The 24,763-nt window shown below is 54.8% G+C and carries 17 protein-coding genes; 2 read left to right on the forward strand and 15 right to left on the reverse strand.

What is annotated here, in order from left to right; translation table 11 throughout:
* The 15 genes from PT964_RS20190 to PT964_RS20260 form a co-directional block, all read right to left on the reverse strand.
* A complete protein-coding gene (locus PT964_RS20190; protein WP_274365161.1) occupies positions 1-2,961 on the reverse strand; it encodes an extracellular solute-binding protein in 2,961 nt (986 codons plus the stop codon).
* Between the two features lie 77 nt (positions 2,962-3,038).
* Complete coding sequence (locus tag PT964_RS20195; RefSeq protein WP_274365162.1) at positions 3,039-4,466, reverse strand: type 2 periplasmic-binding domain-containing protein; 1,428 nt, start codon at positions 4,464-4,466, stop codon at positions 3,039-3,041.
* A gap of 329 nt (positions 4,467-4,795) precedes the next feature.
* Positions 4,796-6,802, reverse strand: coding sequence for a glycoside hydrolase family 2 protein (locus tag PT964_RS20200; RefSeq protein ID WP_274365163.1), 2,007 nt, complete (start codon positions 6,800-6,802; stop codon positions 4,796-4,798).
* Positions 6,803-6,907: 105 nt separating this feature from the next.
* Entirely contained in the window at positions 6,908-7,927 is a 1,020-nt protein-coding gene (locus PT964_RS20205; RefSeq protein WP_274365164.1) for a LacI family DNA-binding transcriptional regulator, read from the reverse strand.
* Between the two features lie 272 nt (positions 7,928-8,199).
* Entirely contained in the window at positions 8,200-10,557 is a 2,358-nt protein-coding gene (locus tag PT964_RS20210; protein WP_274365165.1) for a hypothetical protein, read from the reverse strand.
* Between the two features lie 32 nt (positions 10,558-10,589).
* Positions 10,590-12,233: an extracellular solute-binding protein gene (locus PT964_RS20215; protein WP_274365166.1), complete on the reverse strand. Its 1,644-nt coding sequence runs from the start codon at positions 12,231-12,233 to the stop codon at positions 10,590-10,592.
* 32 nt (positions 12,234-12,265) lie between these two features.
* The gene (locus tag PT964_RS20220) at positions 12,266-13,162 is read right to left on the reverse strand and encodes a carbohydrate ABC transporter permease (RefSeq protein ID WP_274365167.1); all 897 of its coding nucleotides are present in this window, start codon (positions 13,160-13,162) and stop codon (positions 12,266-12,268) included.
* Positions 13,163-13,186: 24 nt separating this feature from the next.
* On the reverse strand, positions 13,187-14,143 hold the full coding sequence (locus tag PT964_RS20225) for an ABC transporter permease (protein WP_274365168.1): 957 nt from the start codon (positions 14,141-14,143) through the stop codon (positions 13,187-13,189).
* 104 nt (positions 14,144-14,247) lie between these two features.
* Entirely contained in the window at positions 14,248-15,957 is a 1,710-nt protein-coding gene (locus PT964_RS20230; protein ID WP_274365169.1) for a cache domain-containing sensor histidine kinase, read from the reverse strand.
* Entirely contained in the window at positions 15,954-17,498 is a 1,545-nt protein-coding gene (locus PT964_RS20235) for a response regulator transcription factor (RefSeq protein ID WP_274365170.1), read from the reverse strand. The genes PT964_RS20230 and PT964_RS20235 overlap by 4 nt, the downstream gene beginning before the upstream one ends.
* A 107-nt stretch (positions 17,499-17,605) precedes the next feature.
* Positions 17,606-19,420 (reverse strand): FTR1 family iron permease, encoded by a 1,815-nt coding sequence (locus PT964_RS20240; RefSeq protein ID WP_274365171.1) that lies wholly within the window; start codon positions 19,418-19,420, stop codon positions 17,606-17,608.
* Between the two features lie 21 nt (positions 19,421-19,441).
* Positions 19,442-20,728: an iron uptake transporter deferrochelatase/peroxidase subunit gene (gene efeB, locus PT964_RS20245; protein ID WP_274365172.1), complete on the reverse strand. Its 1,287-nt coding sequence runs from the start codon at positions 20,726-20,728 to the stop codon at positions 19,442-19,444.
* Between the two features lie 3 nt (positions 20,729-20,731).
* Positions 20,732-21,619, reverse strand: a complete 888-nt coding sequence (gene efeO / locus PT964_RS20250; RefSeq protein WP_274365185.1) for an iron uptake system protein EfeO — start codon at positions 21,617-21,619, stop codon at positions 20,732-20,734.
* A 142-nt stretch (positions 21,620-21,761) separates the two neighbouring features.
* Positions 21,762-22,094 carry a DUF3147 family protein gene (locus PT964_RS20255; RefSeq protein ID WP_274365173.1) on the reverse strand — a complete coding sequence of 111 codons (333 nt, stop codon included), beginning with the start codon at positions 22,092-22,094 and terminating at the stop codon, positions 21,762-21,764.
* Positions 22,079-22,498: a MarR family winged helix-turn-helix transcriptional regulator gene (locus PT964_RS20260; RefSeq protein ID WP_274365174.1), complete on the reverse strand. Its 420-nt coding sequence runs from the start codon at positions 22,496-22,498 to the stop codon at positions 22,079-22,081. The genes PT964_RS20255 and PT964_RS20260 overlap by 16 nt, the downstream gene beginning before the upstream one ends.
* A 117-nt stretch (positions 22,499-22,615) precedes the next feature.
* Here PT964_RS20260 and rlmD point away from each other — a divergent pair, with 117 nt between their 5' ends.
* On the forward strand, positions 22,616-24,196 hold the full coding sequence (gene rlmD, locus PT964_RS20265; protein WP_274365175.1) for a 23S rRNA (uracil(1939)-C(5))-methyltransferase RlmD: 1,581 nt from the start codon (positions 22,616-22,618) through the stop codon (positions 24,194-24,196).
* Between the two features lie 198 nt (positions 24,197-24,394).
* Positions 24,395-24,760 carry a hypothetical protein gene (locus PT964_RS20270; protein WP_274365176.1) on the forward strand — a complete coding sequence of 122 codons (366 nt, stop codon included), beginning with the start codon at positions 24,395-24,397 and terminating at the stop codon, positions 24,758-24,760.
* The last annotated feature ends 3 nt before the right edge of the window (positions 24,761-24,763 follow it).

A 24,763-nucleotide genomic window follows, 5' to 3' on the forward strand; every position in this document is an offset into this window, starting at 1 on the left:
TCACTCAACCCACTTATCTATCGATTGTATAGTCGGAACCGGATAAGGCTTTAAGATTTTGCCTTCGGAATAGTAGTCGAACTCTTCCATCTTCCGCTTGATCTCCCGGTTCGTCTTGATGACGGAATCGTCGATCGTCGTTCGCGGGTTGTCTCCGTCGAATACGACCTTGTTCCATACGTTGCTGATCTCGCGCTCGACCATGTAAGCTCCCGGTACGCGGGACGGCTCTCTCATCCACTTGATTTGCTCCAGAATGACTTTCTTGTCTTCTTCCGGCCACGGCAGCTGTTCGAACGCGTTCAGGTTGGCGGTATTCCACATGTACGTTTCGCCGAACGTCGTTTGCAGCATATTTGCGTACTCGATTTGAACGTTTGTGGACATCCACCATTTCAAGAACGACCAGCCTTCTTCTTTGCGGTCGCTGCTGTCGAAAATCATGCCGGTCTGCCCTCCGCCAGGCGCCCAACGGGCCACCTCGCCGTTCTTCTCGACACCCGGATGCAGCGCGATGCTCCACCAGTTCGCGATTTCCGGCGCCGCCGTCCGCAGCTGGATATACGTCGCAAAGTCGGAAATTCCGATCGGCATCGTCCCGTAACGGAAATGGTGGTAAAAGTTCGGCACGTCCTGCGGCAAGTTGTATATCGTGTACAAATCCGTCATGAAGCGAATGCCTTCAAGCGCTTCTTCGCTGTCGATCGCGGTGGACATGCCGTCCTCCGCAAACAGCTCCCCGCCGAATTGATAGATGAACGGCGTGGTGGATACGAACGGCTTGAAGCCGCGGAACAGCGCGTTCGGCTCGTAAAAATTCATGCCCAGCCGCTGCAGCTCCGGTAGAATGTCGACTACGTCGTCCCACGTACTCGGAACGGGAAGCTTCAGCGATTCCATAATGTCCTTGCGGTAAAACAGCACCCAGAAATTTTGCGTCTCGGGGATCGCGTATACTCCGTCTTCGAAGGCGAACGGAATGATCGCGCCTTTGGCGAAGTTGTCCATCACTTCGGGGAAATCGTCAAACTTCCGCAAATCCATAACGGCGCCTCGGATGGCGAGCTCGTAGGGGATCCAGTTGTTGACGCCGAGCGCGACGTCCGGCGCGTCCCCGGAGGAGTTGGCCAAGATGAGCTTGTTCTCGTCCGGCATGACCGACAGCTGCACTTGAACGCCCGTTTCCGGCGTATACTGCTCGTCGATCATCTTCTGCATCAGTTCGACGAATTGGCGCGGACGGTTCACCCAAACTTGCAGCTCCGCGTCGTCCGCATTTTTAATCGAATACTGCTTCTGTCCGAACGACAGGAAAAACCGTTTCACGCTCTCGCCGAGCTGTTTGAAAAATCCGGCGTTCGCCGAAGGCAGCTCATAGTTTTGATACACATACACTTTGTCTACCGACATCGGCGATTCCGAGACGCGCTGCAGCAAGTCGCCTAACAGCTGCGACACCGAGCTTGAGCCTTGGGAAAGCAGGTTCAGCCGATTCGGCAGCTCATCCGGCTCCTTCGCCAGCTTGCGCAGCTGCTTCGCCGCGACCGTCAAGTTGCTGATTTCGCCGATCGAGCTTACGTTCGGGTTGAACCGATCCATTGCTTCATGCTGCTGCTCCAGACGCTCCGCCCAGCCGATCAACGTCTTCTCCAAATCCGGAATATATTCCGACAAAGACCAGTCCCGATAAGCATCCTTCTTGTTGCCGGTCAGCTTCTGAATTTGCAGCGTAAGGGAGTTGATGTCCTTCATCGTCGAAGACATCGCCTCCGCCAGCGGCCGCAGGTTCGACAAATTGACGGTTGCCGTAAGCGTGTGCTTCCCTTGCTCGAGATAGAACCGGTACGCTTCCTTTCTGCTGCCGAGCGTTTCGTTCCGCCACTTCTTCCCGTAAGCGAACGGATAGTTTTCCACTTCGGCGAACGGCACCTTGCCGTCGATCTCGATCATCCGGAACACCGGCAAATCGTACTTCTCGTCCTGCTTATACTTAAATCCGATATGATAATAGCCCGACTTGGGGATATCGAGCTCCCACGTAACCGATTGGCCGCCTTTCGCCCACGATGCGCCGTCTATAATATTCAGCAGCTTCTTCTGCGTATCGTAGGGAGTTAAGGCGCTTTCCGTTTCCGATACCGGCCGGATGGAGGAATCGTTCTTGTAGACGAAATCTTCGCCCTCGATGACAATGAAGCTCTTCTCTTCCTCGCCGGAAGGCGGGATGCCTTGCTTCTTAAGGTATTGCTCATAAGTATTTATTTGCAACGGGGACTCGACGGCGACATCGCCAAGCAACATGCCGCCCCGTGTATTGACTAACGTAATGATGTTTTTGCCCGCTTCCAGCTTAAATAAAAGCGGTTCCATATGAAAGAAGCTTGCGTCATAGGCGTACGTTTTTTGCCAGCCGTCCGCCTTCTCCGGTCTGGGAATGAGCTCGTTGCCGTACCGGTCCAGCTTCAAATTGTCGGTCCGGTTTTTCCACAAATTGCGGAACACGATGCGCCGCGATTCATAGTACGGATACTCTCCGTTAATTTTGACATATCCTTCGGTCGGCAAAATGCTTTTGTCCAAAATGTAATAATCGAATGAAATGCGATAAAGCCCCGTCTGAGCCACATTCACTTCAAAGTTGATTTCGCTGCCTTCATCCCAGCGAATCGGATCCGCATGATAGCCGAAGCTGTCCGCTTTCGGCACGGTACGGCCTTGGGCGGCCCCTTCGACAGGACGAGCCGGTACGTTTACGCCGGAAACGGCGGGAAGCTTCCCCCACTCTTGCAGTACAACAGAATAGTTCTCTTCCAGAAGTCCGGCTCCGATCTCCGCGGCCTTCGTTTCGCCGGCAGCGCTCGCCTTGCCGCTTTGGAAGAGCGCGAGAGGCCCGGCCGCTTGACCGCAAGTCAGCGAGGCGAGCAAAACAAACGAAATGAAAACTTTAGCCGTTTTTTTCATGGTCTCCCTGCCTACTCTGTAATGCTATAAGTGCGAAGAGCCTCGCTAGAGGCCCTTCGCACTTATGCGGTTTATAATTACTTGCCTACCGTCGCCATTGCCTGGCCTACGATTTCGTTCGCTTTGTCTTCCATTTGCTTCGCCGCGTCCGCAGGCGTAAGCTCGCCGTTGAAAATCTTCTCGCCGATCTTCTGGTCGGCTTCCCATTGCTTGTATTCGGACCAGCCGGCAAGCGCCTTATTGAAGTCCGGAACTGCGTCCTTCATAAGCGCGAACGCCGCCTTGACGCCTTCCGTCGGCATCATGCCGCCGAGCGCATCCCAAATTTCAGGCTGGTCGGCAACCGGGAATTTGTCTACCGCAATGCCAAGCTCTTTGTAAAGCTCAAGACGCTTCGTCCAGCCTTCTTTGCTCCAAGACATAAACTTCATCAGCTCGTAAGCCGCTTCGGGATGCTCCGTTCCGGCGGAAATACCGATAAAGTCAAGGACGGCAGGCATTCTTTGACCCGCTGCGCCTGCAGGGTACGGATAGAAGTCGATTTGACCGGCGCCTGCCTTCTCCATCTCGGCCGGCAGCCAGGTGAGGTTCCAGGAACCGTCGATTTGCATCGCTACATTACCTTTCATGAACGGCCATGCGCCCTCGTCGCCGAATACTTCCTTCTTTTCCTCGCCTGTCATTTGCTCTTCTACTTTCAATCTTCTAAGCTCAAGTCTCGTATTGTACGCGTCGATCCATTGTTGGTTCGTGAAATGGAACTTCTCTCCGTCCCACGTGTTGTATCCGATCGATTTATCGTTAGCCATCGGGAAGTGCTCTTCGAACATCAAGCTGCCCCAAGCGCCTGCGATGCCGTAGATGTGCTCGTCAGGCTTTGCGAGCGCTTTCGCAGCTTCGAGCATTTCGTCGATCGTCCAGTTATAGGACGGAAGCGGCAAGTTGCTTTTCTCGAACAGTGTTTTGTTCAAAAATACGCCGAATAAAAACTGGAATGTCGGATGTGCGAGCCTTTTGCCATTGTAAACGCCTTGCTTCGCGATGTTCGGGAACAGCGTTTGCGTTTCCGGGTCGGCTTCCCAGTACGGCTGCATATCAAGCAGCCATTCGTTGTTTGCCGCGACCGCCGCGTTCTCCATCCAGAACACGTCCGGCAAAGTGCCTGCGCTTGCGGCGTTCGCCAATGCGTCGGTCCACGGCCAGTTGATCGACTCATCCTTCACGACGGTAATGTTCGGATACTTCTCCATGAAAGCCTTCATCATCGCCGCTTCCATGTTCGGATCTTCCCAGCTTGCAAATTTCAAGGTGATCGGTTCCGTCTGCCATGCCGGCTTCTCAGCCGCAGGCTCTTCCCGATCGTCCGCCGGCTGGTCGGTGTTTGTCGTTTGCGTCGTATCCGGCTGTTCGGATTCGGAGCCTTTCGACCCGCCGGAGCAGCCTGCCAACATCACGAATGCCAAAGCGAAAACCAAAAACAGCAAAAATACTTTGTTGCTTTTCAACCTGCATCCCCCGATTCATTTATATTGATACACCATGTGTAATGTATCCGCAGCAGCAGCGCCGAAGAAATGATTGGAAAACGATTTCACTAAACGTTGAAACATTCCGATTTGAGCGGCGGCGTCGGACTTTTCCGTTGGGAACTCGCAATACAAATGAACATATCCGCCTATGTAAAAGCTTTCATAAAAAGGGAATGAATCCGTTTTCACTTTGCCTACAACCAAAGTACCAAAATACGAAATCGATTTCAACAACTTTTTTCGCGTTTTCATTATGTAAATCATCCGGTGAATTTTCATTGCGTAAGACCCTTAAAGAATACCGGTCATTCCTTGGGAAAACCTTTGTTTATGCCCGTTATTTTGCGGTAGTCTTCACGGATGATCGGGGTTACCGGCTTTTCGGTTTTACGGTCCATGTGGAACATCCCGAACGTATCGATCCATTGGTTGTGGTTCACGTACCAGTCATACATAATCCAAAAGTCGATACCCGCTAACATGCCATGCTCGTTGAGCGTTCCGTCCGCCGACAGCGTCGCTCTCTCCATGAGCGCCCGGAACGTTTCGCGGTACGTTTCCACTTGATGGTGCGCTTCGCTGTCCGCCTGGCCGCTCCAATGGCCGAATTCCGTATTCCAGATCGGCTTGTCAGGCCACCTTCGCCCCGCATCCTCCAGAAATTTGCGAGTCCCTTCGTAATAGGTGCTGCCGTGAAAAATGCCGAAATACATCGTCCAGCCGGCTGCGTCAAGCGGTTCCATCGAATCGTCCCAATAGCCGGGCTGGTCGGCCGCCGCGCTCTGAGTCAGCAGCCTGCCGTCGTTATAGTTGCTTCTCAGGTCGTTAACGAGCCGCTCGTTGTAGATTTTGCGCAGCGGCACCTCGGACGACTCGTTCTGCGTGCTCCACATCAGCACCGAAGGACGGTTATACTGGGAAAACACCATTTCCCGCCACATTTGGTCCGACAGCCTGCGCTCCTCCTGCTTTTCGAAGTGCTTCGTCTCGAACTGCCACAGCGGAATTTCGCTTACGGTCAGTAAGCCGAGCCGGTCCGTAACGATCGACGTATATATATGGTTCGGATAGTGCGCCGTACGGACAAAGTTCGCATGCATTGCGGCAATGTGCTCCATATCGGACCAAATTCGGTCCCAGCGCGCGGTCCTTCCGGTATCCGGCCACTCCTCATGACGGGCAATTCCCGCGAGAAAGACCGGTTTTTCGTTCAGCAGTATGTACCTTCCCTCGGTGCGCACGGTTCGTATGCCGAACTGAGTCGCGTACGTATCGATCGAATCGGCGCCCGCGTCTTTGTGCGCCTCTTTCAATTGCAGCTCCAGCACGTACAGATTCGGCTCATATACGGACCACAGCTTCGGTTGGCCGATCGACGCCTCTACGACGAATGCGGCCGTTTCGTTCGGCTGAAGCGTTAGACTGCGGCGTATTTCGCCTTGTACTTGCGCTTCGTCGCCTTTGATCAAGTCGGCTCGAGGCGACGTCTTGAACGCCGGGCTTTCGGTGTCAGCCTCATAGACGGTTCCGTCGACGACGACGTCTTTACGCTGGGACGACCGGTTTTCGACGGCGACGGACACCCGGAACCGTCCGTTCGGATCGAGCGGGACCACGTCGGCGCGCGCGATATGTACCGGTGATGCCGCTTCGATATATAGGTCGTGGATGACGCCGGTGTAATTGAAGAAGTCGGTCCCCGGCTGAGCCGGAATCACGTCGTCTCGGCTGCCCCACGGCGGGTTGTCGACGCGGATGGCGATCGTATTCGGCTCGCCGATGCGCACATGGGGAGTGATGTCCATCGCAAACGGCGTAAAGCCGCCCTCGTGCATGCCGGCGTAGGATCCGTTCACCCATACGTCGCATACGTAGCTGACACCTAAAGCGTGAAGCGTCAGCGCCTTATTGCGGAACGCTTCGTCCGGCCGGAACGTTCTGCGGTACCATACCCCGTTCTCATACGTCTCCGAGGAATTCGCCTCCTCTTTGGCAAGCAGCCTGTTTTCCGGAAGAGGAAGCGTGCGGGTGTCCCATGACTCGTCGGGAAATTGGGCTTGCCAAAGCGGTCCCTCCGCCTCTTGCACGCGCTTAAACCAGGCTTCGTCTCTCGGTGCGAGCGACAGGCCGTGGTCGGCGTCAAACCGCTTCTTCCTCCACTCTCCGCCCAGATCGAGCTTCAGCCGGTTTTGCGGCTCGAAGGACGGGACCGGAATCCCGTTCTGAAACGGAACGGTTAGACCGTTCACCGTCTGCAGCCGCAATGTGACGGCTGCCGTTCTTTCATGCAGGTTTTGTTGTTCCTGATTCATCAGCATATCTCCTTTGCCGGCAGATGGGAGCCGGAGCAATCATTAGGCCTGTCCTCTCGCATCGTATGTAGGAAATCGATTTCAATTTGTGCAAAAACGATGCGGTCACCGGTTTTCCGGCGTTTCGGACAGCTTGGTCGAATCCCGTTTGATCAGTACGGAATCCAGCCTTTTCACTCTCGATTCGATTTTTTCGTCGTGCAGCAAGCGGATCATCATTGCGGCAATTTCTTCGCCCATCTCGATTTTCGGCTGATGCACGGTCGTCAGCGCCGGCGATAAATACCCGGTAACCCTGTCGTTATCGAAGCCTACGACAGCGACGTCCTCCGGAATGCGCAAATTCAGCTCCGCGCATGCTTTATATACGCCGAGCGCCATTTCGTCGTTCGCGCAAAAAACGGCCGTAAACGGGATGTTCCTTTCGATCAGCTTATAGAAAGCTTCATACCCGCCTTCCTCCGAAAACCCTCCGGCATCGAGCAGCTCCGGGCGAAACGGAATCGCATGCTCGCGAAGCGCCCGAATGTAGCCCTCCAGCCGGTCGTAGCTGTCCGAGGCGTTCGGATGACCGCTGATGTACGCGATATCCTTGTGCCCCGTCTCGATCAAATGGCAGACAGCCTCGCAAGCCGCCTTCATATTGTCGGTGTGCACGTTGAGCAGGTTTTCGTGCTCCGGCGCGCTGCCGATAATCCCGATCGTATACCCCCGGTCCAAATAAGGGCCTAAATCGACCGCGTCCAGCATCGGGACGATAAGAATCATTCCGTCGACGCTTCGGTCGCTGAGCAGCCCCAAATACTCCGCTTCCCGGTTCGGGTCGTTCTGAGTATCGCAAATGACGACCTTATATTTCTCGGAGTAAGCGCGTATTTCGATGCCCTTCAATATTTCGCCGAAGAAGGAAACGCGAACGTCGGGCACGATCACCCCGAGCGTCATCGTCCGCTGGGAGCGCAAGTTTTTGGCGGCTGCATTGGGAACATAATTCATCTGCTCGATCACGTTCAGCACCTTTTCCCGCGTGCTGGTTTTGACGCGAGGATTCCCGTTCAGCACTCTGGAAACCGTTGTCGGAGACACGTTCGCCCGCAGCGCCACATCTCGAATTTTTACGTCCATGCCATCTTACCGCCTTATTGGAAATCGATTTCATTAATTAGTGCTTAGTATATACGACTGCGAAAGCGATTTCAAGAGGGATTATTTCGAGCGTGCAAGAAACAACGGAACCTTCTCTCCCGTTAGTCCCCTATTTCATGACCAAGTAAATGATTTGGGGCTTATACGCACGCAATAACTCGCCGTTATCCCATAATATTGTAACAAAATGCGGATATATGGCGAAGAATGGCCCCCGCTCCATATATCCGCACCTGACTTGCTTACCTAAGTCATCCACCTACGTTTTCCGGCTCTCCCCGGGTAAACAGCTTCACAGAAACCGAAGGCTTCGGGTTTCCTCCAAACCTGCAGCTGAACGAAATCGTCTGCCCGCCGCTTTTGAGCGTTGGCGCGTCTGCAGTCGCCGCAACTGTCTTCACAAGGTTCCAGTTATTATCGTATACTTTGCCGATACCGTCGCCATCGCACACGAGATATTGACCCGCGTGCACGTCCGTCTCGAAGGTGATATATTCCCCGCTCGCTTGAAACGTCGGCCGGCTGACCCAAGCCTCTTCATTCCCGTAGGACGGAATCACTTTCAAGCAAAACCTTAAGGGCTGCTCGCCGTACTTGTTGTAGAATGCCCAGTCGGCTCCTCCCGGCTGCCCCGGCTGCAGCTCTTCAGGGTTACAGACAAGCGGGTTCGAGATCTCGATCGGCCACAAACTCCAGCGTCCCTCTCCGGCCGGCTCCAGATGCCAATCGCTCTTCGGATCCTCCATCCGTTCCCGCTGCTCCTTAGTAAACGCTCCCCGCCGACGCGCCGTTTCCCATTCGCGCACTAAGCCAAGCAGCGCATCCGCGTTGCCGTTGCGCTGCAGCACCGCCAGATCGGCGACTAAAGCGAACCCCGCGTCGAACCCGGCCGCCTTGGACAAAACCCATTCGATTTCATCCGGCGTCGTCGCCTCGAATTTGTCCGAAGCGGACCGAATGAGGAACCAGCCCAGCATGCGCGGAATAAAGTTTCGGGCGAAATACCGCTGATTGTGCAAACGCCAGCTTAGCTGCCCTTCCCGTGTCGCCGCTCCCCACGGCTCGCCCCAATTAAAACGTGTGTGCACATGCCATAAATAGTTTGTTACAACGAGGCTGGCATCGTTGATTACTTCTTGCTTCCACCCGTCGAAGCACCGCTTTACGAAACGGCTGACCGCGTAATCCTCATGGCCCGTGGCATAAACGCCCTCCAGCCCGTCGAACGATATTTGCCGCACTCCGGTGCCGCGAAACAGCTCTACGATTCGGTCACAATACTCATCCTGCATATCCAAATTCGGAAAAAACACATCATACGGATGATCCCACAGTCTGCCGATCTCTTCGCCGGCAGCATGAGCCATCGGGGCTGTGCCGTTAACGCCCCGTCTGCACCCTTGAAGCTTCCACGGGGCGCCTTCGGACACGCTGTCGTATTCGATCAGCTCGCCGCCGATGACGGCGGTTCGTCGATACAAATTAACGAGGAACGGCTGCGGGTCGTCCACCGTGATTTCCGTGTCCCCCGCCTCCGCCGCAGCGGCCAACCGGGACACGCCTACCCGCTGCAGCCTCTCGTCAGGCACAGGAGTCACATAAGGGTCGTTCAATGTCGTAAAATTGGACAGCGTGTGAACCCCTACATGAACCCCTTCCCGCTCCGCAGCTTCTACGCAAGCTTTCAGACTGTCATCGCCGTTCGGGAAAAAGTCCGGTTTCAATTGAAAGTGTCCCCAGTTGGCGAAAGGGTCGGGGTGGTAAACATACCGCAGCTCGGCTTTTTTGGCATATTCCACCGCAGTATTAATCGTCCGTTCCGAAAAATCCGTGATCAAGTACGATTGATTGGCCGCCGGCGACGTTTTGCCCCATACGCCTTCGATTGTCGGATGCGGCAAGCCTTCCCCGAGCTCGATCGCCTCGATGATCTCAAGCACATTTGCGACCGGACAACCGAACAGCGCAATTTTCGAGCCTTCGATTTCCGCATCGAACCCGGCCATCGGCGATACCGCTGCGTCAGGCACGTTCCATACCGTTCGCCTTGACGGCTTCGTCCGGTTTCTAACGTAAGCCTGCAGCATGCTGCCGTTCTCCAGCGGCCAAGCGGCACAGCCGCAATATTCCATCTTTGCATCGGGGTATGGTACCATGTGCGGCTGCGGAACGTCGCTCGGGAACCCGCCGATCGTTTTCTCGTTCAACACTTGAATGCCCGCCGCAAACTCGCCGTCATGCACGACGCCTACCGACTCGCCGACAGAGCCCGCTATAGAGGTGGCGAAAGGGCCCCATAATAAAGCATCTGGGGCCTCTCCGGAAATACTCCCGATCTCAAATGTGATATACAAGAGCTTTTCTTCGGCCTTAACCTCTATTTGCGTGCCGCTGCCCTTAAACTCGAACGAGAACAGGCGAAGGTTTTCGTTATAGCCGCACGAGGAGGGCTCCTCCACCGTTTCGTTCCTTACGATGCGGATCAACGGGAAGGTGCCGGCTCCGGACGAATACGAATAATCCTTCCCGGTGTCTGCGGATTGCAGCCCCGTGAACATTCCGTCGCCGTTCAGTTGAAGCTCGAAGTGCTTCGTACGCAAACGCTTCATAGATTCGTATACTCCTTGCTTGAAGTAATGAATTACTTATAGCTTTCCTCGTAAATTTTCTGAGCCTCTTCCATCACTTTGTCCCCGCCCATCCGTTTCCACTCATCCACAAACTTGTCGAAGTCGTTGAGCGATTTCCGTCCGGTAATAAAGTCTACGAACGTTTGCAGCGTAAATTGCTCCAATTTATCCTGGTATTCGTTATAAACCGGCTTGTTGAACGGAGCCAAAATATCGATCACTCTCGCGCCCTTCGCTCTCGTTTCCTTCGCCAGTTCGCGCAAGCTTTCCTCCGACGTGTAGGACGTTTGGAAATCGTAGTCGTTGAACGATCCCGGCATGGAATAACCGCCAATGCCTGCCTTCTTTCTCTCTTGCTCGTCGTCATAAGGAGGGATAAATTCAACAAGACCTTTGTCATTGAATTTCCAAGTCTTATCCTTCTCGCCGAACTGCAGCTTCTCGTAGATTTCCGGCTCGAACATGGACGCTTCAAATACTTGCAAGTATTTAATCAGCTTGTCGTGATCCTCGTTGAGATGCTTGCCGAACATGACGCCGGAAGCGAAGCTCGGATGATATTGGGAAATGCCGTATTTCCCATCGGGTCCTTTCACACCGCCTACGGTCGCCCAGTTAAAGTCAGGATGTTTCGCCTTCATCTTGTCGTACCACGACTCTCCCCCAAGGAACGCGCTTCCCGGAAGGAACGACCACCAATAATACTCCACGGCTCCGACTTTGTCCGTCAATACTTTGTCTTCGACGTTGTTGCCCTTGTTGACGACAAATTCCGGATCGATCAGCTCGTTGTCGTACCAGCGCTTCAGCACCTCCAGCGCCTGCTTGGCGCCCGGCTCGATTTCGCCGCGGACGATTTTGCCGTCTCTTTCTTGGAATATGTTCGGATAGGCATCGAAAGCGCCGAATACCGAGCTGAACATAGACTCAACGTTTCCGGCGGAGCCCGTAATGCCGTATGTGTCCTTATTTCCGTTCCCGTCCGGGTCTTCGTTCCGGAACGCCGTGAGCGCCGCTTCCGTCTCCTCCAGCGTATCCGGCGTTTCATTGATGCCCACCTTCTTCAGCCAGTCCTCGCGGAAGCCGAGCTGAAGTCCGTCAATGCCGATATCCCAAAGCACGGGCAAAGCGTATATTTTGCCGTCCCTTCTTACATATTTGTACGGGTCGTCCCCCAGATACCGCTTCAGCCAGGAAACGTACTTCGGCATGTGCTCCTCGATATATTCCTGCGGAATTTCCGCCGCGACGCCCTGCTGCAGAAACTTGTCGTAGTCGGGGAAAGACGGCTCCTTCCACCAGTCCGGAATGTCGCCGGAGGCGATCTGAAGATTTAACGTTTCCGAAAACGTGTCTCTCGCCGCGGGGACGAATTCGACTTCGACCCCGAACTTTTCTTCTACGGCCTTCACGCCGTACGAACCGTCAAGCGCGTTGCCGTCGAGATTCCAAAACTTCAGCACCGTCGTTTCTTTCGGCTCGCTTGTTCCGCCTGCACCGTCCCCGTTCGCCGCTTCCGAGGTCTGACTGTCATTCTGCTTTTCTTCCTCGCCGCCCGCCTGGTTCCCCCCCTGCGAACAGCCGGCCAATAAGACAACCAGCACGAGAGAAATGATTCCTAACCGCCAATACGTCCCCTTTTTCAACCCAATCATCCTTTCCCCGTCAAGTTTTCTATTAAAGGGAGCTATCCCTTAATAGCGCCGATCATAACGCCTTTCACAAAGTACTTCTGGATAAACGGGTACACGATCAGCATCGGTATGACCGAAAACATAATGACAGTCGCTTGCAGCTGTCTGCCCGAAAACACGGTCTTCGTACCCAGGTTTTGAATTACGGAATTGATGTCGGTCATATTGTTCTGAATAATAATTTTGCGAAGCACAACCTGCAGCACCTGTTTGTTCGGATCCGTAATATAAATCATGCTGTCGAACCAGGCGTTCCAGTGTCCGACTCCCACCCATAACGCCACCGTGGCGAGCACAGGCTTTGACAGCGGGATGACGATTTGAGTGAAAATCCGGGCATAGCCGGCTCCGTCCACCCTCGCCGATTCCTCCAGCTCCTCCGGTATGGCGCGAAAGAAGTTGCGCATAATCAGTACGTTGAACGCGGAGACCATTCCGGGAAGCACTAACGCCCATACCGTATTGAATAATCCCAGCTCTTTAATCAGCAAGTAATTGGGGATCGTTCCTCCGCCGAACAGCATCGTAAAGAGGATGATCGCCGTAAAGATCCGGTTCATCGGCAAATCCTGCTTGGCCAGCGGATAAGCCGTAAGCGCCGTGAAGAAGATGGACAGCGCGACTCCGATGCAGGTACGGAGCAGCGTATTTGTGTATCCGGACCAGAGCGCGTCGAACTTCATCGCCAGTTTGTAGCTTTCGAAGGTCAGCTCCGTCGGGAAGAGGATCAAGCCTGAAGAGTAAGCGGCACTGTCGGCGCCGGCGCCGTCGAGCGATATGACCGCCTGCGTCCAGAACGGATAAATCGTAATAAACGCGATAAACAATAGGGCGAAGTAGAGAAACACATCGAACACTTTGTCGCCGAACGATTTTTTGATGTTAAGCATGCGAGCGGCCTCCCCATGTGCGCATTACCATAACGCATGGTCCTTTCCGCCGATCCACTTCACGATCCGATTGACGGTAAGTATGAGGATGAGAGCTACAACCGCCTTAAACAATCCCACCGCGGTCGCATAGCTGTAATCCATCTCCACCAGCCCTCGCCGATACACATACGTGTCAATAATATCGGAGACGTTCATTACCCTCGGATTGTACATGTTGAAGATTTGGTCGAAGCCCGCGTCCAGAATGCCGGACATGGACAAAATGAGCATAATCGCGATTACAGGAACCAGCATCGGTATGGAGATATAGAACATTCGTTTAAAGCGGCCGGCCCCGTCGATCACAGCGGCTTCATATAATTGAGGGTCGATGTTCGATATCGCGGCGAAGTAAATGATCGAGCCCCAGCCGAAGCCTTGATAGATGCTCGTAAGGACCAGAATCGAACGGAAATAACGGTCATCCGCTAAAAACAGCATCGGATTGACGTCGAACCAGCCCAGTATCATGTTAATCGGGCCTTCCATAGAAAAGATTGTGAAAAAAATGCCTGCCAAAACGACCCACGAAATAAAATGCGGAAGATAGGAGACGGTTTGGACCGCCTTTTTAAATTTCACGTTTGAAATTTCGCCGAGCAGCAAGGCAAACAAGATCGGAACCGGGAAGCCGAAGATCAGCTTGTAAAGACTGATGATCATCGTATTTTTTAATACGGTGAAGAAATAGGAATCCGAAAACACCTTCTCGAACCAATGGAGGCCAACCCAGGGGCTCCCAAGAATGCCTTGCGTTATTTTGAAATCCTTAAACGCAAGCACGACACCGTACATCGGAAGATAGTGAAAAATGACGTAATATAGCATGCCGGGAATCAGCATGATAAGCAGTGACCGATACCTCTTCCATCGCTTCCAACGTCCCGCTTGCTGCGGCGCGCCGATCTCGGATCGGACCGGTGAAGCCGTATGATTCATCCCTCTAAACCACCCCTTTTGTATGCGCTTTCAATTGTTACTATTACTATAGCAGGCTCCTTCAGGCCTGAAATTATCAAATATTTTCGAAATCGTTCAATATTTTACGGTGTTTCGATATATTGAGGAATCGATACCTTCATCGTCGTCCCGCTCCCCGATTCGCTCCGAACCTCGATTCCGTATTCGGCGCCGAAAAACAGCTGAAGCCGTTTATGGACGTTCTTTAACCCGTACCCGTTGGACTGTCTGGACAACAGCTGATTGCGAGTCTCCTCGTCCATCCCCGGCCCGTTGTCCGCAATCGTAAATTCGATCCTTCGATCCGCAAGCTTGGCGCTTAGTTGAAGCATGCCTCTGCCGCTTTCCTTTTTATTTACCCCGTGGATGACGGCATTCTCCGCAAGCGGCTGAAGAATAAGGTTTAACATCGAATAGGAATATACCTCGTCGTCAATGTCATACCGCACGTCAAAGCTGTATCCGTTCATGACCAAAATAATATCGAGGTACGACTTCACATTGTCCAGCTCGTCCCTGATCGGGATAACGTTGTCCCCCTTATTCAGCGACGTTCTGTAAAATTTGGCGAGCGTCGTGGCGACATGACTGATGACGCGCTGCCCGCTTTTCACCGCCTCCCAATTCATGAACGATAACGTATTGTATAAAAAATGCGGCCTGATTTGCGATTGCAGCGCTTTAAGCTCCGCTTCCTTCTGAATGATTTTGCCGGCATACGATTCCTCAATCAGTTCGTTGAGGCGAATAATCATATTGCCGAATCGGTTCGTTAATTCCCCGATCTCATCTCTTGAGCTGCTTTTCACATGAAGCTTCAAATCGCCGTTCTCCACCCGTTTCATCAACGAGTTCAGCCTATGAATGCGCCGGATCATCGTTCGGGAGAAAATCGAGATGATGACGAGCAAAAAAACGATACACGAAGCGATCACAATGAACGTTGCATTAATGATTGAACCCGCTTGCCGCGAGCTATGACGATCGGGCACGAAGCTATGGATCATCCAGCCGGTCTCCGGAATCGCCTTCTTTACAATCATCATATCCGTGCCGTTGATCAACGCCTTCCCTTCCATCCGAAGAAGCGCCTCCAACGTTTCGGGAGGTCCGTAGCCGGCAGCGTTTCGATTTGCGTATAAGAGGCGGTTGTGGCCATCGGACAACATGACGCCGTATTCGTTCATGACATCCGGCATGTTCCGGAATAAGCTCTCATTGCGAATACGGACCGCCACTACATTCGTGTAAGGATCCGAGAAAAAGCGGGGAAATCGCTTGACCACAATCACATCATCGTCGACAAAATACCATCCGCTCCCCTCGCCCGAGACGGTTTCCGCATACCAAACCTCGTCCTTCACGCGCTCATAGGAGTACACCGAATCTCCGTATTCGGGCACGTCGCTTTGGGTATAGAAGGTAATTTTTTTAATTTGCTTGTCCATCATCATCATCATGTTGAAATAAGGCGTTAAATACTCGTTCAAATCCCGCGACAAATTGACGAGGTCCAAATAATCGTTGGCGACAATTCTTTGGAACGTTCGGTTATACGCCATCGATTGAATCGTGTAATTGTACTGCTCCAGCTTGCTGTTCATGCTTTCCGATAATGTGTCGACGCTTCTTGCAACAGCCTGCCGTTCTTGAAACTCCAGCATTTCCAACGACTGGCGGTACGCATACATGCCGAGCACCAGAATCGGAATAATGATGACCGTCAGGTAGGAGAGGAACAGCTTCTGGTTAAACCGCAGCCGGTTGAACAGCTTGTCGACCAAGCGCCTCATGACCCAATCTCCTCTCTGAATTGGGACGGGGTCTTGCCGAAATGGGTTTTGAACAAGGAGCTGAAATAGGGGACATTTGCATAACCGACGGATTGACTGATATGTATAATTTTCTGATTCGTCGTAAGCAGCAAGTGCCGCGCCCGCTCCATGCGGAATAACGTAATATACTTGTTGATGCTGATGCCCTTCGATTTTTTAAACAAATGGCTTAGGTAACTGGGGCTAAGGTATACGCGTTCCGCAAGGGACTCAAGCGACAGGTCCGAGCCGTATTCATTCTCGATCATCGCGACAACATCCTCAATTACTTTGCGCATCGCTTCCGTGGATCGTGCCCGGGACGGTTCGTTTTGTTCAAAAAACGACTGCATCCACCCTTTGAGGCCGTTCAAGGTTTCCGTCTTATATATTTGCTCGAGGCACAGTTCGAACGCTTCGACCTCCTTGCGCGCCGACAGCTCGAACACCGCCTTCACAATTTCCGCGCAAAGATATTTAATATAAACCGCCGAGAAGCGGTCACTGCCGTGAAGCACATCTATGAATTGTTCAAAATGAATTTTCGCCATATCAAACTGCCGCCGTTGAATCAGTGACAACAAACCCGCCAAAGCCTCGTCAATGGAAAAAGCCTGCTCTCCTTGCAAGGGGAACGGGTTAACAAACAGCACGGCTCCCTCATGATAAAAAAACTTCTTTTCGAGGACCGCCTCTATTTCGTTAAAAACGGCATGAAACTGTTCCGCATCGTCCAATAGACCGCCAATCACAATGTTTACATCGCGATCGTAGGTTTGTTTGAACCATCGGGCGATTGTCTCGCCGAACAGTTGCAAATCCTCGGACTTCTCCTTGCTTGCATCGACGAACAGCAAGCTTTGGAACGGATTTAAATGCACGAGGTCAAATCGATCCCGGATCACTTGCGCAAGAGCCTTCTCGAAATCAAGCTCAAACAGGTCGAAGAAGCGGCTTTTCGTATCCAGCAGGACAAGCCTTACGCTATGGCAGCCCTTCGACGGAAGCATCGGCAAAAACAACTCGTAAGTCTTTTCAACCGCATTTCCATGAAGCAAGTCTGTCACCCGTTTTTGCTTCTCGTATTTGACGCTTTTCCGATATCCTTCTTCGAGCATCCTATACTGATCCATCGCATTCCGTTCTTCCTCGCATAACTGAATGACCTGCGACATGACCTTCAGAAATTCGTTGACCTCGACAGGCTTTAAAATATACCGGATCGCCTGCACATCGATCGCCCGCTGGGCATACTCGAATTCTCCGTATGCGCTCATGATAATGACTTTGATCGTCTCGTCCCGCTCCCGCGCCTTCCGGGCCAGGTCAAGGCCGTCCATTCCGTTCATACGAATATCGGTCAGCAGGATGTCGATCTTATGGCTCGCAATATACTGCAATGCCTTCTCGCTGCTGTCCGCTTCCGCAAGGTTCAGAGGAAGATCGTATTTAGAAACTAGAAACTTCACGCCCTCCCGTTCGAATGTATCGTCGTCCACTACCAGCATGCTAAGCATCATGTTCACCGCTTTCCGGCTAATATTACATTGAGACTACCCCTAATATAGAAAAAAGAGCCCGCATTTACGAGCTCTTTTTAGCCGCAGCAAATAAAGTTATTAACCGCCTATGCAGGCGCATCGCCGGAAACGGCTTCCCCGCGGCCGGCTTTCGCCCATTCTACGCGTACGATCGTGCCGATGACGATAAGCAGTACAATCAACTGCGGGACCGCGCTCTCCCACGTAGGATAAACACCCAGTGACGGAACCTCGGGCAGCCATGCCGCCTTATGAGCCGGAACCGTTCCGGACACCTGCAGCGCATGGACGCCCACTCCCGTAAATTTGAACGCCATATAGTACATAAGCAGGCCTGCAATGCGGAAGAACGGCGAGATCGGAATCCGCACGCTTAATTTCAAGACGGCGAAGGCGATCGCGGCCAAAACAAGCGCAGCGGCTCCGATGCCGACCAACAAATCCTTCAGCGCGATCGACGGGGCCATGCCGATATAAAAAATGATCGTCTCCGCCCCTTCCCGCATCACGGTCAAGAAAGCGGTAATCGCCAGCGACCAAAGCGCCCCGCCGGCCAGCGACGCCCCGATCGTCCGTTCCACGAAACGATTCCAATTTTTCAAATTGGATTTGCCGTGCAGCCATGCGCCGACCGTGACCATAAACAGAACGGCGATCAGGCTGAACGCCCCCTCCGCCAGCTCGCGGGAGCTTCCCGTAGACAAGTTCGACAAAACCGTCGTCAAAACCATGGCAAAGATTGCGGAGACGACAATGCCCGCAGCGGCGCCGGACCAAATCCAGCCGCGTTTGTCCTCGTGGCCGGAACGCTTCAGCAGCGCCAGCAGCGCCGCGACGATGAGAATCGATTCCAACCCTTCACGAAACAAAATCGCGAAAGCATCCCACGCCGTATAAGCCGAAGCTGCAGCGTAAGGCTCGAGCTCTTGAATGAGCCGCTCCGCCGCGCCGTTCGCCTTCTCAGCATCCGGCGTATCCGAGGCGAGCAAGCTCGATAATGCGATCATTTCGCTTTCAACGTTGGTATAGGCTTGCGCCGAGCGGGTGCGCACCTCTCCCTCGAGGTCAGGCCAAGAGGAGATGAACGTCTCCATTTTCGAATAGGCTGCTCCGGCTTCCCCTTGCTCGATGTCGCCCTGCACCGATTGAACTAACGCAATCAGTTCGGCTATGGAGCCCGCCTTCCCAGCGGCGCCTGCCGAATTCGCAGCAACCGCAGCCGTAACCGCCCGGCCTTCGGCATAGTCATCCAAAACGGAGATCAGCTCCGTCAGCTTCTCTTCCGTTTTCGTTCCGTCGGGGGATTCCGACTGCAGCGCGATGCGCACTCCGCTCAGCTTCACTTCAATCAAGCCGTACAGCTTGGAATCCTCGCTGCGAATCGCGCCCTCCGCTTTCCCCCAGGCGGATACAAATTCGTCGTAGCTGCTTTTCGCTCCGGACCAGTCGCCGTCTTGAACGAACGATAACGTATCGTTCAACGCCGCAAGGAGCGGCTTTATATTTTCATGAATTTGCCCTGCCTCATTGCCTTGACCGTCCGCCGACACATAGGCGTCGACCGCCTTGACAAGCGCCGAAACCGCCTTATAGGCCGCCTTCGGATCGCTGTCCGCCGCGGCCAGCTTCGCTTCCGCCTCCGTCAAAGCGGCGTTCACGCGCTCGGCAAGCTCCGAATCGGCAGCGCCGCCGAGCCGCAGGAACGCCGCCTCCAAGCCTGCCACCGCTTCTTCCGCCTTCGGCCAATCGGCGTCTCCGGCGCTGATCAGCGCGTCGCTGGACAAAGAAATCAGCTCGTTATGAACCGCTTGCGCAGTTTCCCCGGGCTCCGCCGAACAAATGGCGGCTGCAGGAAGCAGAACCAATACAATGGTACAAAGGATGATGGCTATTCGTTTCATTTGGTTTCCCACTTTCGGCTTTTAAAATAACGTATCACCGATGTAACCGCCTTGCTTCGCACCCGGGAAACAAGCATAAATTCCGCTGCCCACATGCTCTGTATATTCGTTCAGCTTATCGCTTTCCGCCAGCTTCGTTTGGATCGGCACGAATTGGTTCGCCGGATCCCGGTTATAGCAAATGAACAGCAGCCCCGCATCCAGCTGCCCGGTTTTGAAGTCGATGCCGTTGGAATACGAATAGCCTCTGCGATGAATTTTCACCTTGCCGCCCATGTGCGCTATGGCCATATGGGAATTGGCAGGGATGACCGGCTTGCCTTTATCGCCCGTCATCGAAAAATCCGCGGGATCGAATTCATTCGCCTTGCCGAGCGGCGCCCCGGTGTCCCGGTGCCGGCCGAACGTCGCCTCCTGCTCGCCGAGGGTGGTCCTGTCCCATACTTCAATTCTCATGCGAATGCGCCGTACGACCATATACGTCCCTTGGTCCATCCACGGCGTGCCGTCTCCGGCTTCCGCCCAAATCACGTCCTTGGCCGTTTGCTCGTCCGCAACGTTCGGATTGTTCGTGCCGTCTTTGAACCCGAACAAGTTCCGGGGGGTCGCGCCGCTCGGACCGGAGCCGGCCGTTCGTTGGAAGCCCTGCTGCATCCATCGAAGCACGGCTTTGCCGCGGGCAATGCGCGCCAAGTTGCGAAGCGCGTGAAATGCAACCTGCTGATCGTCGGCGCAAACCTGAACGATTACGTCCCCGTGGGACCATTCGTCCCGAAGCTCGTCGCGTTTGAACGGCGGTATGTCGATCAGCTTGGAAGGCCGACTGGCGGACAGTCCGAAGCGATGATCGAAAAAGGACGGGCCGACCCCGAAGGTGACGGTGGTGCGCATCGGGCGCAAGCCCATCGTCTCCCCCGTGTCGGCAGGCGGAACGAGCATATGGCCGCTTTCCTCGCCGACGCCCTCCCCGGAGGAGAGCCTTGCGCAAGCGGCCGTCCAAGCCTGAAACAGCTTTCTCACCTCGGCGAGATCGCCCGCCGTCAAATCAAAGGCACCCATGCAGACGAAATCCTGCATGGGTGTTACGATGCCGGCTTGGTGCGGCCCATAGAACGGAATCACGGCATCGGGGTCCTGCGAAACCGATGCAGATGCCGATGCCGACGGGCTGCCGCCGCCGATCATGTCCAGCCCCTTCATGCCTCCGGCGCCTAGAAGCAACCCTAGGCCACCGGCAGCGCTCATTTTTAGAAATTGGCGTCTATTGATCGCCGGCTTTCCGCCGACGTTATTCTCGGATGCTTTCAAGCGTTATCCCCCCACAACCGCGCCGATTTGCGACAGCGGCTCAGCCAGAGCGTCGATGGCTTGGCTCAGCTTCTTGACCTCATCTTCCTTCAGCTCCGTGTAGGCGACGTAGCCGTCACCTTGACGATACGGCGCAAGCGCCGCTTCAAGCTCGTCGAAACGCTTGGCGATCTCCGCCGACAGCTCCTGGTCCTGCGCTTCTACGGAAGATTGCAGCACTTTAAAAATTTCGTGCGCCCCTTCCACATTCGCCGCGAAGTCGTATAGATCCGTATGGGAATAACGTTCTTCTTCGCCGGTTACCTTGCTGGAAGAAACCTCGTTCAGCAGCTCGACGGCGCCGACCACGAGCATGGACGTATCGATCTCCACGCCTTCCACCTTCACGCGGAGCTGCTTCACGTCTTGGAGCAGCTGATCCGCCACCGCCTCCATGCCTTCGGTAGAGTTGTCTGCCCAAAGCGCCTTCTCCAGGCGATGGAACCCTCTCCATTCGCTGTCCGGCACGTCGCCTTCTCTGGCGTCGATCCAAGGATCGAAATCGCCGAGCGACTCGGCGATCGGCTCGATCCGTTCGAAATACATGCGCGCCGGAGCGTAAAGTGCTTTCGCCCGCTCGATCTCCCCCGCCTTCACGGCGTCTGCGAAGGCTTGCGTATCTTTCACGAATTGATCCGTTTGGTCAATGACGTATTGATGGTACAGCTCGATCGCTTCGCTGTCCGGCTCGGAAGAGCCCGTCCCTTCGGAGCCTGGTTGCTGCCCGGCTTCCGATGGCGCATCCGCTCCTGCCGATTGGGCGTCGGGAGCGCCGTTATTTCCGCAGGCCGCCAGCAGCAATCCGCAAGAAAGCAGGGCGGCCGTTATTTTCCATCGAATGGTCGGAGTGATCAAAAAAATCTCCCTTTCAATTGCACTGAGAATGATTATCATAACCATTCAAATAATAAAGCCATATGCCCGTTTCGTCAACCGTTTTTTCTTGTCTTCCATCAAAAAAGGAGACGCCGCTTATGCGCCCCCTTGCCGTATCTCACCATTTGACCAAGAACGATTGAACGAGCAGCCATAGCCCCCATGCCGCCGCTCCGGCAATCAACGCGACGTACAGCGGCAGCGACCGGTGCAGCGCGAACGCCGCCGCCCCCAAAAAAGCCAGCGTCGCCGGCATGCCGTACAGCACCCCGCCGGCGAACCGCCCCAGCTCTTCCGGCCCTTGCCCCTGCTTCCATAACCAAAACAAGCTGATGATCGTAATGAGCGGCATGGCCGCCACGATTCCTCCGACCTTCCGCAGCTTGCGCGCCAGCTCCGTGATCAATCCGATCACGAGTGCGGACGATGCGATTTTTATGAAGAAAAACATTCCTGCGCCTCCTCTGCAATCCTAGCGAACGCACGCGCAACCGCTTCCCGTTCCTCCGTCTTCATCCGTTCCAATACCGCCTTAAGCCGCTCCTCATCCGGCCTGGAATGCCGATGCAGCTTCGCCAGCCCCTCCTCGGTCAGCTTGACGAACACTTTGCGCTCGTCGCTTCGATCCCGCTCTTTCGTGAGCAGCGAATCCTTTTGCAGCCGTTTCACATGCTCCGACGCCGTATTATGGTTCACGCCGAGCAGCCCGGCGAGCTCCCCCACCGTCAGAGCGCCGCGCATTTCCAGATGCTGAAGAAGGCGCACGGCTTGGTGCGGCAGCGCCTCCTCATGCGGTCGATGGGTATAGTAATAAATTTGCGCAAAATGCTTAGCGATTTCCGGCACTCGATCCATCTAATGCAACACCTTCGTTTCTGACGATTATATCTTATAATACGATATTTTTAGAAGTGAAGCAATTTGTGATAAAGTGAGACATGACAGGCCATCAAAGATCGGAGAAGTGGCGAAGTGGACAAGCGCGGCAAACGTGAAGAATACGGCAATAAAGGGAAACCGAAACAAAAAGCGGGACCGGCGAGTGCGAAAATAACGGCGGCGGAAGCGGACCGGTTACAGCCGGGCGATACCGTTGCGGTGACGATCAAACGGCTCGGCATCAACGGAGAAGGCGTCGGTTATTACAAGCGCAAGACGATATTTGTGGAAGGGGCGCTTCCCGGGGAGGTCGTGAAGGCGAAAATTACGCGGGCGGAGCCGAAGCTGCTGTACGCGACGACGCTCCAAATCGAGCGGCCGTCGGAGCACCGGACGACTCCGTTCTGCCCGATGTACGAACAATGCGGAGGCTGCCAGCTTCAGCATATGGCGTATCAAGGACAGCTGAAGGAGAAGGAAGAAATCGTCCGGGAGGCGTTCTACCGGTATGCGGGCATTGCGGGCGAGACGCTCCCCCTCCTTCCGATCATCGGCATGGAGGAGCCTTCCGGCTACCGGAACAAGGCGCAGCTGCAAATCGGCATGTCGGGCGGCGACGTGCTGGCCGGGTTGTACTCGCCGGGCTCCCGGCGATTGATCGACATTACCGGCTGCCCGGTGCAGCACGGCAAGGTGAACGATACGCTGCGCACGGTGAAGACAATCGTCGCGGCGCTGAAGCTTCCGGTGGCGGACCCTGCGCGGTACCGCGGCGCTTCCGCCGCCGAGCCGGAGGACGGCGAGTACGCGGTCCGCGCGAGCGCGGCGCGCACGGCTGCGGCGGGCGGCAAGCCCGCGGCGAGACATGCGGCCGCGCCGAAGACGGCCGCTTCCGCGCTGCGCACGATCGTGGCGCGGGCGTCGTTTGCGACGGGAGCGATGCAGCTCACGTTCGTCACGACGGGCAGCGAGCTGCCGTCGGAGCGCGCGCTCGTGCGCGAAGTGCGCACGCGCCTCCCCGACGTTGTGTCGATCGCGCACAACGTCAACCCCGCCGACACGCCGCTCGTGTTCGGCGACCATACGCGCGTCGTCTGGGGCGACGAGCGCATGGAGGAACGTCTCGGACGCCTGACGTTCGAGCTGTCCCCGCGCGCGTTCTTCCAGCTGAACCCGTCGCAGACGGTTCGGCTGTACGACGCGGCGAAGAAGGCCGCGGCGCTGACCGGCGCCGAAAGCGTAGTCGACGCCTACTGCGGCGTCGGAACCATCTCCCTATGGCTGGCGGACGCCGCCAAGGAGGTGCGCGGCATCGAGGCCGTCGCCGATGCCGTAACGGACGCGCGCCGCAACGCGCAGCGCAACAACGTCGCGAACGCCGCGTTCTACGCCGGCCTCGCGGAGGAGCTGCTCCCGCAATGGGCCCAAGCGGGGTACAAGCCCGACGTGGCCGTCGTCGACCCGCCGCGCTCCGGCTGCGACCGGCGGCTGCTCGACGCGCTCACGCGCACGAAGCCGAAACGGATCGTCTACGTTTCGTGCAACCCCGCCACCTTGGCCAAAGACGCCAAGGTGCTGCTGGACGGAGGCTACACAATCGCCTCCATCCAGCCCGTCGACATGTTCCCCCACACGTCGCATGTAGAAGTAGTCTGCGAACTTGTCGGAAAGTAAATCGAGTCTGAATATTCGAGGCTGCAGGTCATCGACCTAGCGGCCTCGTATGCTTTCTAGTGCAATCGGCTTGCGGGAAAACCGCAAAAAATCGGCGGGCGGCGTACAGCACATTTACGGTTCGGACCAAGTGCCGATTCGATATAATGAATCCAGCGAACGCAAGCTTAAAATCATGATAGAAAAGGTGACAAAGACATGTATTCCGGCACACATAAGTACGACTCCGGCAAGAATCGAATCTACACGTCCGTGATCGGCATGATGCGGATGGAGCATACGGACGAATTCATCGAGGGCGGCAAGAGAGTGATTGACCAGGCAAAACCCGGGTTTACAGTCGTAATGGACTATTCCCAAGGAGAAGCTTCGCCTGCCGACGTAAACGATAAATTGGGCGAGCTTCGTCAATATCTTGCGAATCGCTCCCCTAAGCGCGTGGTAACGGTCGTCAATAAAATGCTGATGAAATCGCTCGTATCGCAGAAATTAAAAGGAGACAATCTGAATACGGACACATTCGCTTCGGTGGAAGAGGCCGATCGATTCCTGGATTCCATATAAGCT

It is taken from the genome of Paenibacillus thermotolerans (assembly GCF_028745515.1).
GTDB lineage: Bacteria > Bacillota > Bacilli > Paenibacillales > YIM-B00363 > Paenibacillus_AE > Paenibacillus_AE thermotolerans.

Excerpts from the sequence above, each read along its gene's own strand:
- PT964_RS20190 (WP_274365161.1), bottom strand. The coding sequence starts at position 2,961 with ATGAAAAAAACGGCTAAAGTTTTCATTTCGTTTGTTTTGCTCGCCTCG.
- PT964_RS20200 (WP_274365163.1), bottom strand. The coding sequence starts at position 6,802 with ATGAATCAGGAACAACAAAACCTGCATGAAAGAACGGCAGCCGTCACA.
- PT964_RS20205 (WP_274365164.1), bottom strand. The coding sequence starts at position 7,927 with ATGGACGTAAAAATTCGAGATGTGGCGCTGCGGGCGAACGTGTCTCCG.
- PT964_RS20210 (WP_274365165.1), bottom strand. The coding sequence starts at position 10,557 with ATGAAGCGTTTGCGTACGAAGCACTTCGAGCTTCAACTGAACGGCGAC.
- PT964_RS20215 (WP_274365166.1), bottom strand. The coding sequence starts at position 12,233 with ATGATTGGGTTGAAAAAGGGGACGTATTGGCGGTTAGGAATCATTTCT.
- PT964_RS20220 (WP_274365167.1), bottom strand. The coding sequence starts at position 13,162 with ATGCTTAACATCAAAAAATCGTTCGGCGACAAAGTGTTCGATGTGTTT.
- PT964_RS20225 (WP_274365168.1), bottom strand. The coding sequence starts at position 14,143 with ATGAATCATACGGCTTCACCGGTCCGATCCGAGATCGGCGCGCCGCAG.
- PT964_RS20230 (WP_274365169.1), bottom strand. The coding sequence starts at position 15,957 with ATGAGGCGCTTGGTCGACAAGCTGTTCAACCGGCTGCGGTTTAACCAG.
- PT964_RS20235 (WP_274365170.1), bottom strand. The coding sequence starts at position 17,498 with ATGATGCTTAGCATGCTGGTAGTGGACGACGATACATTCGAACGGGAG.
- PT964_RS20240 (WP_274365171.1), bottom strand. The coding sequence starts at position 19,420 with ATGAAACGAATAGCCATCATCCTTTGTACCATTGTATTGGTTCTGCTT.
- PT964_RS20255 (WP_274365173.1), bottom strand. The coding sequence starts at position 22,094 with ATGTTTTTCTTCATAAAAATCGCATCGTCCGCACTCGTGATCGGATTG.
- PT964_RS20260 (WP_274365174.1), bottom strand. The coding sequence starts at position 22,498 with ATGGATCGAGTGCCGGAAATCGCTAAGCATTTTGCGCAAATTTATTAC.
- PT964_RS20270 (WP_274365176.1), top strand. The coding sequence starts at position 24,395 with ATGTATTCCGGCACACATAAGTACGACTCCGGCAAGAATCGAATCTAC.